The sequence below is a fragment of the uncultured Marinobacter sp. genome, assembly GCF_963974375.1.
Taxonomy (GTDB): Bacteria; Pseudomonadota; Gammaproteobacteria; order Pseudomonadales; family Oleiphilaceae; genus Marinobacter.
This window is the reverse complement of sequence record NZ_CAXBDN010000152.1, coordinates 1-10,293: the sequence shown is the minus strand read 5'-3', so window position 1 is coordinate 10,293 and position 10,293 is coordinate 1. Positions and strand designations below refer to the sequence as shown.

The window sequence follows — 10,293 nt, the reverse complement described above, 5'->3', positions numbered from 1 at the left end:
GACAGCGCCCTGGCCATCGCGGTGTCCAATGCCGGTGGTCTGGGGTCGCTGCCCTGCGCAATGCTGTCTGCCGATCAGCTGGCGGAGCAGCTGGAAAAGCTCCGGGCCGGCACCAGCCAGCCCTGGAACCTCAACTTCTTCTGCCACACCCCGCCAAAGCCTGACCCGGCCCGGGAAACCCGCTGGCGGCAGGGGCTGTCCCCCTATTACCGGGAGTTCGGTATCGATCCGGAAACCATTGCGGAGGGACCGGGCCGGGCGCCCTTCAGCCATGAGATCGCAGACATCGTAGAGCCGTTCCGGCCTGCGGTGATCAGCTTTCATTTCGGGCTGCCGGAGCCGGATCTGCTGGCGCGGGTCAAGGGATGGGGCGCCCGGGTTGTGTCCAGCGCCACCACCGTTGAGGAAGCCCGCTGGCTGGAAGCCCACGGTGCCGACGCGGTGATTGCCCAGGGACTGGAGGCAGGGGGTCACCGGGGCATGTTTCTGACCGACGACCTGACTACCCAGGTGAGCACCCTGGCGCTGGTACCGCAGATTGTTGCCGCCGTAGACTGTCCGGTGATCGCCGCCGGCGGTATTGCTGATGCCCGGGGCCTGCAGGCGGTGCTGGCACTGGGAGCTGTTGCGGCCCAGGTGGGCACGGCTTATCTGCTTTGTCCGGAAGCCACCACCCGGCCACTGCACCGGGACGCCCTGAAAAGCGAGGCGGCCCGTCATACTGCGCTCACCAACCTGTTTTCCGGTCGCCCCGCCCGCGGCATTGTCAACCGGGTGATCCGCGAGCTGGGCCCCATCAGCGACCTGCCATCGGAGTTTCCGCTGGCGACCTCAGCCATTGCACCCCTGCGCACGGCGGCGGAGGCCCGCGGTCTCGGTGACTTTTCTCCATTGTGGAGTGGTCAGAACCCTGACGGATGCCGGGACATTCCGGCCGCCGAGCTGACCCGCAGCCTTAGCCCGGACTGAATCCCGGAAGACCGGATAACGTCCTGATGGAGCGGGAACCATGACAAGACGGCGGGTGCCTCTGCTGGTGACGATAGCCGTGCTGCTGTTATTGGCCGTCGGCAGCAGCCTTTGGCTACGCAGCTGGTGGGCCGGCTGGCTGGAGGCCCAGGGCATCGTGCAACTTGACTGGACGGGGCTGGAGCTGAGCTTTGCCGGCGTCCGCCCAGGGTCGGTGCAGCTGGGCGCTGTGACTGTTGAGCGGGAATCGGCGGGACAGCGTTTGCGTCTGGAGGGACTCAATCTCACGGCCGGCCTTGGCTGGCAGAGCTGGCGACCCACGTTGCAGAACCTGCGGGTGGAAGAATTGCAGGTGGATTACTGGCCTCCTGAGCAAGCACAGGAACAGCCGATGGCGCCACCGGACGAGCCATTATCCGCTATGTTCTCTGAGCAGGATCTGCCACTGTGGTTGCCCGAACACCTGCAAATTGACCAGCTTCGTCTGAACCTGCCTTGCCGGGCCGGCCGATGTGCCCTGAGCGGCAGTGTGGATATCTCCCGGGCCGGATCGTTGTTGCCCCTCAACGTCAACCTGACACTGGATGACCCGGCCCATCCCATGCGCCTTGTTGCCCAGGCGGACGGTCAGTGGCCTCAGCAAGTCCGTCTCGATACCCGCCTTGAGGCAGAGGGCGAACCACTGGTGACCCTGATCTCTGACTGGCGGCCATCGGAAAACCTGCTACCGGCCAGGGTTCACTGGCAGGGGCGCCTGGAAGCACCGGAACTGCCTCAGGCCGACTGGCTGCTGGAACGGTTGAGCAACTGGTTTGATTTACCCGCCAACCCGCTGCCGGATCAGCCGGACGCCGGCGTTCTGGCTCTGCAGTGGGAGCTCGACTGGCCCCAGTCCGTATCTGACCAGCCCGCCGTCCACTTGTTGCGTCACCCGGATCTGAAGGGGGATGTGCGGCTACAGGCACAGCTGCCGCAGCCCTGGCCGATTCCCGGAGTGGCCACCGTACAGGGCAACCTGGCCCTCGATCTGAACGCAGACGGGCGCTGGCTGGCCCGCGCTGCACAGGGCCGGTTGCGGTTGACCGGTCTCGGAGGCTGGATCAATGCTGTGCCCGAGGCATTGCGACCCCGGGCACTGGAGATAAGTCTCACCCCGGCAGAGCTGCTGCCCCGGCCTTCCGGGCATGCGGGGATGCTACCGTTGCGGCTGGCCGTAACCACTGAGGGCGCCCAGCCACTGAGGCTTGAGTCCCATCTGGCGGTGGCGACCCGTGCACCCTGGCAGCTGCAGCTGGGACGAACCCGGTTGCGGGGCCAGATGCCAGGCTGGCAGGCCGGGGACTGGCGGTTGCAGACCCTGCGGGCTGACCTGGTGGTGAGCGGAACAGCAGATCTGGACGGATTGCAGCTTACCGTTGAGCGGGGCTCGGTACTGGAGATCGCCCACCTGGATCCGGCGGAAGGTAGCGCGATTGCGGACCTTTGGCTGGATGGACTGAGCTGGCAGCCAGAGGGCGTGACGCTGAAAGCTGCCTACAGTCTGGCGGGGGAGCGGCGACAGCTGGACCAGCTGACAGTGGCGGGCCCGGTGCAGCTAAGTGCGCGAAGCATTCGTCATCCATTGCTGAAGACCCAGAGCTGGCGTCTGCAGGGCAAGGGCAGCGCAAGCACCAGTCAGATAGAGTTGGATGTCCAGTTGCGGCCTGCGTCCGGCGGGCCGTTAGCCATGGTTCTGAACTGGCCGTTGAGCGGCCCGTTGGCTCTGGATATTTCCGGAGGCTGGCAGGGCAAGTCGGGTAGTGATGCGCTGGCGGGTGTATTGACCAGCTGGCCGTCCCTGCTGACTTTTGATCAGGGGACCATGACCACGGATATTACATTGAGGAAATCGCCGGGAGATGTCCCGCTGAGCCTGTCCGGTAAGCTTGCCTTCGACCAGCTGTCCGGGGTCTACGACCGCATGGCCTGGACGGGACTCACCGGACAGCTGCCTTTCTCACTGGCGCAGAACCAGCTGCAGGTGGAAACCACCGACCTTACCCTGGCCCAGGTGAACCCGGGCATCGCAGCTGGCCCCCTGACCCTGTCAGCGTCCTACCAGGCTCCGATCGGCTCGCCGGCTTCCGGCACGGTGGAACTTCGACGGGTGGACGCCAGTTTGTTGGGTGGCAATCTGGTGGTTGAACCCCGTCGCTGGTCGATGGCGGAGCTTCCGGTCATTATTCCTGTGCAGATACGGCAGCTGGAGCTAAGCAGCCTGCTGACCGCCTATCCCATGGAGGGCCTTGCGGGCACCGGCACGCTGAGCGGTTACCTGCCGCTGCGTTTGGGCAGTGACGGTATTGCCATTGAGCGCGGACGGGTTACCGCGGAAGCACCGGGAGGCACCCTGGTATTCCCGTCAGACCGGCTTCGAGCCATTGCTCAGAGCAATCCGACCATGGACCTGGTCGCCCAGGCCATGGAAAATTTCCGCTATTCTGTTTTAAATAGCGCCATAGATTATGATGAAAGCGGTACCCTGCAACTGGGCCTGAATCTTGAAGGTTCAAATCCCGAGGTTCAGCAGGGCCAGGTTGTTCGACTGAACATCACGATCGAGGAGAACATACCGGACCTGCTGACCAGCCTGCAGCTGAGCGGTAAGGTCAACGAAGCCGTCACCGAACGGGTACGCAAGATGCTGCAGGAACAGGGGCGGACCGCGCCAGAGCCGTAGATGGTCTTCCGCACACCGCAACACCCAATGCTATGACCGGTTCCCAGTAACCGGGGAGGACGACTCTGTATGGTAGGCAAGGATAGAGCACACGAATTTAATCGCCGCAGGCCCTGGCTGACCGGGGTGGTCGCCACACTTTTGGCGCTGATTCTCGCTGCCTGCACCCCAACGGTTCAGTTAGCGGCCCCGAAAGAGCCGATCACCGTCAATCTGAACGTCAAGATTCAGCACGAGATATACGTCAAAGTCGACCGGGAGGTTGACGCCCTGTTCAGTGAAGGCGGCCTGTTCTGAACCGCCTCAGTCAAACAGCACGGTGCCAAGCTAAGGAGCACTACATGAATTCGATGATTCGCACAGGCCGCGTGGCCATCCTGACCGCCCTGATGGCACTGCTGACCAGCCTGCCGGCGTTTGCTACAAGTCTTGAGGAAGCCAAATCGCAACTGGAACCCGCCAAGCAGCAGGGGCTGGTGGGTGAAATGCCCACCGGCTATCTGGGCGTGGTGAGTGCCGGTGGTGAGGCAGAAACCATCGTCAGAATGATCAACAATGCCCGCCGGGATGAGTACGCGAGAATTGCCGAGCGTCACGATATCCCCGTCACCCAGGTTGAAGCCGTAGCAGGAAAAAAAGCAATCGAGCGCACGCCTGCCGGCCAGTTCATCCAGGTGGACGGTCGCTGGGTCCGAAAATAACGGGACACCAGGTTGGTTTGCGCTTATTTGCGCCTGACGGATCAGACTCAACGGGATGGCCCTTGCCCGGATGTCGGCGTCACCCTCTGGCTTTTATTCGCTTAGCGAGCTAAGTTTGATAACGGGCGCACCGCTGACCTGGTTTCGGTGCTGTCCCGGGTATCGGATTGCCGGAGGTTCATCATGAAAACAATAACGGATCAACTTGCCAACTATGCCGGTTACCATCGGGACCGGCGGAATATTCTGACCCACTTCATCGGTATTCCGATGATTGTGCTGGCCATTGCCATTCTGCTGTCGCGGCCGGTGTTCGGGCTTCCGGGACTGGCGCTGACGGTTTCGCCGGTCTGGCTGCTGGCCATCGCCAGTACCCTGTTCTATCTCGCCCTGGACCTTCGTTTCGGCATGGTCATGGGGGTGTTGATGGCCATTACGGTATGGGTGGCCGCCATCATTGCCAGCGGCTCCACGGCCAGCTGGCTGGGCTGGGGGATCGGTCTGTTTGTGGTGGGCTGGGCATTCCAATTTGTGGGCCATATTTTCGAGGGGCGTAAACCGGCCTTTGTGGACGACCTGGTGGGCCTGTTGATCGGCCCACTGTTCGTGGTGGCAGAACTGGCCTTCATGCTGGGCCTTTGCCGGTCACTGAACCAGGACATCGAGGCCCGGGTCGGACCGGTACATAACCGTCGGCAGACCACGGCGCCGCAATAACGCCCGCCGGACCATCCGGTCCGGCTTGCTGCACTCAAGGGACTGAATAACAACAACTGCTGAACAAGCCGAAATAGCAAAAAAAGAGAGCAACAATGTCCCAGAGCACGGCCCGCCCAAACATCTTTATCACGGTGTTTTGCGGCACGTTAACTTCCCTGGTAGTGATCGGTTTTGCCCGACTTGCCTATGGTGTCATTCTGCCTGCCATGCGGGCGGATCTTGATCTTTCCTACCAGCAGGCGGGTATCCTCGGCACCATCACCGCATTATGTTACGTCGGGTTTGTACTGGCCGGCGGTCTGGCGGCTGCCCGCTGGGGTGCCAAGGCGTCCATCATTTTCGGCATGCTGACGGTAAGTGCCGGGTTCGTGGGCCTGGCCCTGGTTTCGGGGTTCTGGTTCATTGCCGGCTTTATGGGCTTGCTGGGCTTCGGTACCGCCTTTGCGTTTGCTCCCATGGTGTCACTGCTGGCTACCTGGTTTCCGGACAAGCGGGGCCTGGTGATTGGCTGCATGACCAGTGGCGTCGGCGGCGGGGTTCTGGTGGCCGGCCTGCTGGTGCCCTGGTTGTTCACTGTTTTTGGCGAAACCGGCTGGCGGGTCAGCTGGGGCGTGTTTGCGGTGGTAGCGTTGCTGGTGGCCACCATGATCGGTGTGTTTGTCCGGAATCCACCGAAGCATGCGACTGGTGCCGGTGAACGCCCGCCCACCGCGGACAAGTGGCTGATCTACAAGAACCCGAGGGTTATCATTGTTGCATCGGTCTATGGCGCCATTGGCCTGACCTACATCGTGCAGACGGTGTTCATGGTGAGCTTTATGGTAGAGACCGGCTACGCCGAGAGTATTGCCGGCAGCTACGTGGCGATGATGGGGTTGATGTCCATTGTGGCGGGGCCGCTGTGGGGCTGGTTGTCGGATTTCTGGGGCCGGGGTAATGCGCTGACCGGTTCGATGATTCTGGTAACCACCGCCATGGGCCTGCCCTTGCTGGATCAGTCCCTGACCATGTTCTTCTTTCATTTTCTGGTGATGGGTATATCCCTTAACGGCCTGTTTGCGTTGATTCAGGCCAGCGCGACGGATCAGGTGGCGCCCCGCTATATTCCTATTGCTTTCAGCTTCGTGACCTTGTTCTTTGCATTGGGTCAGTTTATCGGTCCGGCCGTTGCCGGTTGGCTGATTGAAGAGACCGGCGACTTCCGGATCGCCTTTGGTTTTGCCTTTGTGGTGCTGGTGGGCGGAACCGTGCTGACGCTGTTGATCCGCCGTTTCCCGAACGAATGGGCGGTGGGTGAGCCCGGCAAAGCTGAGGCAGAAGCGGCGCCCGCTAGCGCGCCGTAAATCAGTGCGCAGGGTAGCCGGCGATCAGGAACAAAACGGCCCGAACTGCCAGAATCGTCGGCAGCGAAGGGCCTGCTCGCATTCCGCAAGCTGGTTCTGGTATCGCTCAGTGCGGGCGGCCACCCGCGTTGCCAGTTGCCGGACGGCGGGTTTCTCAAGGTGACGTCCCTGGCGAAAACCGGTGGGTCCTTCATGGTAGGCCAGATAAAGATCCCGGGCGTTGGTTAAGGGCAATCCCAGCTGCCGCCGGGTTCGGTCGTTATACCAGCCAATAAAGTCCACCGCGTGGCGAATCTGGGTGCGGTCAGCGAAAGCGCTGCCAGCCTCGGCCATGTAATCCCGCCAGGCCGGGTCCAGGGCCTGGGCATAACCATAGGCCGTTGTCGGCCGTTTCCAGGGCAGATGGGTATACAGGCGGGTGCGGGGCGGCTGGATGTGGCTGCGAAAACTGGACTCGTAGTAGATAAACGCCATCTGACTGGCGATGGGCGTGCCCCACTTGTCTTCCGACGCCCGGGCGTAATCGTACCAGTGAGGGTATTCCCCGAAAATGGCGCACAGGTTGTCCGGCTGCCTTGGTGGTGGCGGCACATCAATGCTGTAGCCGCCCGCCAGCGTACCCAGTAAACCGATAAAGACGATGGGCATCACCGTGTGGCGAAGGTGCCAGCGCATGCGGGTAAGCCGGTTTCGGGTTCTGGTCTTCATGATTATCCTGCCTGCGTTGGCCTCACGTTATCAGCCGTTCCTGTCCGCTCCTATCGGCACTTGCCGCAGCTCTTGCCGACATCAGCCTTTCCTGATTATGCTGATTGTGATGGAAACACCGCGAGACAGGGAACAGGGACATGTCGACCATCGCTTTCGAGGAACTGTACCAGCAACACTCCCGACGGGTACTTGCCACCCTGATCCGCCTGTTGCGGGATTTTGATCTGGCCGAAGAGGTCATGCAGGAGGCCTTTGCGGCGGCTCTGCAGGTGTGGCCAGAGCAGGGAGTGCCCGATAATCCCCGGGCGTGGCTGGTGCGCACCGGACACAACAAGGGCATCGACCAGATCCGCCGGCGCCAGACCGCCAGAGAGTTTGCTTCCTGGCAATTACAGGAGGAGCACAGCACTCCCGATTGCGAGCCGGGCGTCTTCAACGACGACATGTTGCGCCTCATTTTCACCTGCTGCCACCCCGGGCTGGCTCTGGAGGTCCAGTTGCCCCTGACCCTGCGGGAAGTCTGTGGGCTTACTACCGAACAGGTAGCCGCCGGTCTGCTGCAGAAACCCACCAGTGTTGCCCAGCGCATCGTCCGCGCCAAACGCAAAATCCGCGATGCCGCCATTCCCTATGAGATTCCCGGCTCCCGCAACCTGCAGCCACGGTTGCAGGCAGTCCTCCACGTTATCTATCTGATTTTCAACGAGGGCTACTCCCGCAGTGACGGTGTCCAGGTGGTGGATGTCAGTCTCACCCGTGAGGCCATCCGGCTGGCAGGCCTGCTGTCCACGCTGCTGCCCGATCCGGAAGTCTATGGGGTGTTGGCACTGCTGCTGTTGCAGGACGCTCGCCGTGATGCCCGTCAGGATACAGAGGGAAATCTGGTGACCCTGGAGGACCAGGATCGTCGGCTCTGGGATCAGGACCAGATCGCCCTGGGCCAGCAATGGCTGATCCGGTCCTTGCATCAGGGCAGCGCTGGCCCCTACACACTGCAGGCTGCCATTGCGGCGGTGCACAGTGAGGCCGTCACTGCAGAAGTCACCGACTGGGCGCAGTTAGTCGGGCTTTACGATCGGTTGTTCCTGCTTCAGTCAACGCCGGTGGTGGCACTGAACCGGGCCGTGGCTATGGCCATGCGGGATGGCCCCGAGCAGGGGCTGGCGCGGCTGGATGAACTGGCGGATCAGCCGGTATTGCAGACTTACCACCTTTATCACGCCGCCAGGGCCGACCTTTTCCGGCGCTGCCAGCGACCGGCGGAAGCCTGTGAAGCATACGAGCAGGCGCTGAAGCTGGTGCGCCAGGAGCCGGAGCGGCAATTCCTGGTGCGACGCCTTCAGAGCCTGCAGTCTCCTACCGGAAAATACGCCCTGCCATCCCCCTGAGAACGTCCCGTTCCAGAATTTTTTGGCGACCCCTGTCGAATTCCCTCCATGCCAGACGACTCATGAATACACAACGGCTGACAAGGAGACCCAAGCCATGCAATTCATGATGATCAGAAAGGCCGATACATCCACCGAGCAGGGCGACATGCCCTCACAGGCCATGCTCTCCGAGATGTCGGCGTACAACGAGCGAATGGCCGCCGCAGGCGTGTTTGTTACTGGCAGTGGCCTGACTCCGACCCGGGAGGGTTGCCGGATCGAGTTCAGTGATGGCAAGCCAGTGGTGCTTCAGGGCCCGTTTGAACCCCCGGGCGAACAGATCGCCGGGTACTCCATACTGGAGGTGGCCTCGCTGGAAGAAGCCATTCACTGGGCCAGTCAGTGGCCCACCATGGATGCAGACGGCAATGTGCGCCTGGAGCTGCGGCGTTACTTCGACATGGAGGATTTCGAGCCCGGTGCGGGCATTGAGCGGCATCTGCAACTGGAAGCCAGTCTGCAAAAGCGCCCGGACGCCTTCAATGTGTACCTGATGTTTGATGGTCGCTGCGAGCAGGCACTGAACTTTTACGCAGAACTGCTGGGCGGCGTTGTCGAGGACATGATGACTTACGGTAACAGTCCGGCTGCAGGGGAAGTGCCGGCGGCCATGCATCCGCTGATCATCCATGGTGCGGTTAATCTGGGCGGGCGTTATCTGATGGGGTCCGATATGCCGGCAGATCAGTACCAGGTGCCGGCCAGCGCCTCGGTGCAGATCTCCTACAACGATGTTGCCCGTGGCGAGGCGGTCTTCAATGCACTGGCTGACGGTGGTCAGATCGAAATGCCGTTTGCGGAAACCTTCTGGGCCTACCGGTTCGGTGCGGTCCGGGACCGGTTTGGGGTGGACTGGATGATTAACTGTGACCAGCCGGGCTGACACCAGCTGGAAAAGGAGAAAACCATGAAATATCTGGCGCTGGTGTATTACCAGGAACAACTGATCAACCGCATGACGGAGCAGGAGTGGCACGACCTCAATCAGGAGTGTATCGGCTGTGTGGAGAAGCTGACGGCGCAGGGTCATTATCTCGCGGGACAGGCGCTGCAGCCGGTGGATACCGCCACCACCCTGCGATTAAGGGACGGCGAAGTGCTGCTGTCTGACGGCCCGTTCGCGGAAACCAAGGAGCAGCTGGCGGGTTTCTACATGCTGGAGGCCAGAGACCTGAATGAAGCTCTGCACCTGGCGCGCAACATTCCCCCGGCCCGGCTGGGCAGTGTGGAAATCCGGCCGGTGCGGGAGCTGCCCCCGAAAGATGAGACAACCAATGCCCGGACTGCACAGGAGACAGCGCAATGAGCTATGTAGACGGATTTGTGGCAGCGGTGCCCACCGCTAACAAGGAGAAGTATCGGGAGCATGCGAAACTGGCGATTCCGGTGTTCCAGGACCACGGCGCACTGACCATGGTGGAGTGCTGGGGCGACGACGTGCCCGATGGCAAGGTGACCTCGTTTCCCATGGCAGTGAAATGCCAGCCGGATGAAACCGTGGTGTTTTCCTGGATTATCTGGCCCTCCCGGGAAGTGCGGGATGCCGGCATGAAAAAGGTGATGGAAGATCCCCGCATTCAGCCCGATGTGAACCCCATGCCGTTTGATGGCAAACGCATGATCTATGGCGGTTTTCAGATGATCGTGGATGCCTGATGGACGAACTGAGGCTGGCCTTGCCATTGGGCAACAGCCAGCCT

At 61.6% G+C, this 10,293-nt stretch carries 11 protein-coding genes; 10 read left to right on the top strand and 1 reads right to left on the bottom strand.

The genetic code is table 11. The features are described 5' to 3' along the window. From AAC035_RS13235 to AAC035_RS13210, 6 genes are all read left to right on the top strand, one after another. Nucleotides 1-969: nitronate monooxygenase (locus AAC035_RS13235; protein WP_339804932.1), on the top strand; the 969-nt coding region annotated here is incomplete at its 5' end. A gap of 40 nt (nucleotides 970-1,009) precedes the next feature. Beyond that, the gene (locus AAC035_RS13230) at nucleotides 1,010-3,688 is read left to right on the top strand and encodes a YdbH domain-containing protein (protein WP_339804931.1); all 2,679 of its coding nucleotides are present in this window, start codon (nucleotides 1,010-1,012) and stop codon (nucleotides 3,686-3,688) included. Between the two features lie 69 nt (nucleotides 3,689-3,757). Next, nucleotides 3,758-3,985, top strand: coding sequence for a YnbE family lipoprotein (locus AAC035_RS13225; protein ID WP_339804929.1), 228 nt, complete (start codon nucleotides 3,758-3,760; stop codon nucleotides 3,983-3,985). Between the two features lie 53 nt (nucleotides 3,986-4,038). Further along, nucleotides 4,039-4,389 carry a YdbL family protein gene (locus AAC035_RS13220; RefSeq protein ID WP_339804933.1) on the top strand — a complete coding sequence of 117 codons (351 nt, stop codon included), beginning with the start codon at nucleotides 4,039-4,041 and terminating at the stop codon, nucleotides 4,387-4,389. Between the two features lie 183 nt (nucleotides 4,390-4,572). After that, nucleotides 4,573-5,106, top strand: coding sequence for an Mpo1-like protein (locus AAC035_RS13215; protein ID WP_339804927.1), 534 nt, complete (start codon nucleotides 4,573-4,575; stop codon nucleotides 5,104-5,106). A 95-nt stretch (nucleotides 5,107-5,201) separates the two neighbouring features. Next, entirely contained in the window at nucleotides 5,202-6,452 is a 1,251-nt protein-coding gene (locus AAC035_RS13210) for an MFS transporter (RefSeq protein ID WP_339804925.1), read from the top strand. 24 nt (nucleotides 6,453-6,476) lie between these two features. Here AAC035_RS13210 and AAC035_RS13205 read toward each other — a convergent pair whose 3' ends face one another. Continuing rightward, nucleotides 6,477-7,160, bottom strand: coding sequence for a lysozyme-like domain containing protein (locus AAC035_RS13205; protein WP_339804924.1), 684 nt, complete (start codon nucleotides 7,158-7,160; stop codon nucleotides 6,477-6,479). 140 nt (nucleotides 7,161-7,300) lie between these two features. Here AAC035_RS13205 and AAC035_RS13200 point away from each other — a divergent pair, with 140 nt between their 5' ends. From AAC035_RS13200 to AAC035_RS13185, 4 genes are all read left to right on the top strand, one after another. Beyond that, complete coding sequence (locus AAC035_RS13200; protein WP_339804922.1) at nucleotides 7,301-8,551, top strand: RNA polymerase sigma factor; 1,251 nt, start codon at nucleotides 7,301-7,303, stop codon at nucleotides 8,549-8,551. Nucleotides 8,552-8,648: 97 nt separating this feature from the next. After that, nucleotides 8,649-9,476 (top strand): YciI family protein, encoded by an 828-nt coding sequence (locus tag AAC035_RS13195; protein WP_339804920.1) that lies wholly within the window; start codon nucleotides 8,649-8,651, stop codon nucleotides 9,474-9,476. Between the two features lie 24 nt (nucleotides 9,477-9,500). Then, nucleotides 9,501-9,899 (top strand): YciI family protein, encoded by a 399-nt coding sequence (locus AAC035_RS13190; RefSeq protein ID WP_339804918.1) that lies wholly within the window; start codon nucleotides 9,501-9,503, stop codon nucleotides 9,897-9,899. After that, a complete protein-coding gene (locus AAC035_RS13185; protein ID WP_339804916.1) occupies nucleotides 9,896-10,249 on the top strand; it encodes a DUF1428 domain-containing protein in 354 nt (117 codons plus the stop codon). Before AAC035_RS13190 ends, AAC035_RS13185 begins: the two co-directional genes overlap by 4 nt. Nucleotides 10,250-10,293: the final 44 nt, after the last annotated feature.

Coding starts and splice junctions, on each gene's coding strand:
- AAC035_RS13185 (WP_339804916.1), top strand. CDS start 9,896: ATGAGCTATGTAGACGGATTTGTGGCAGCGGTGCCCACCGCTAACAAG.
- AAC035_RS13215 (WP_339804927.1), top strand. CDS start 4,573: ATGAAAACAATAACGGATCAACTTGCCAACTATGCCGGTTACCATCGG.
- AAC035_RS13225 (WP_339804929.1), top strand. CDS start 3,758: ATGGTAGGCAAGGATAGAGCACACGAATTTAATCGCCGCAGGCCCTGG.
- AAC035_RS13200 (WP_339804922.1), top strand. CDS start 7,301: ATGTCGACCATCGCTTTCGAGGAACTGTACCAGCAACACTCCCGACGG.
- AAC035_RS13230 (WP_339804931.1), top strand. CDS start 1,010: ATGACAAGACGGCGGGTGCCTCTGCTGGTGACGATAGCCGTGCTGCTG.
- AAC035_RS13205 (WP_339804924.1), bottom strand. CDS start 7,160: ATGAAGACCAGAACCCGAAACCGGCTTACCCGCATGCGCTGGCACCTT.
- AAC035_RS13190 (WP_339804918.1), top strand. CDS start 9,501: ATGAAATATCTGGCGCTGGTGTATTACCAGGAACAACTGATCAACCGC.
- AAC035_RS13220 (WP_339804933.1), top strand. CDS start 4,039: ATGATTCGCACAGGCCGCGTGGCCATCCTGACCGCCCTGATGGCACTG.
- AAC035_RS13210 (WP_339804925.1), top strand. CDS start 5,202: ATGTCCCAGAGCACGGCCCGCCCAAACATCTTTATCACGGTGTTTTGC.
- AAC035_RS13195 (WP_339804920.1), top strand. CDS start 8,649: ATGCAATTCATGATGATCAGAAAGGCCGATACATCCACCGAGCAGGGC.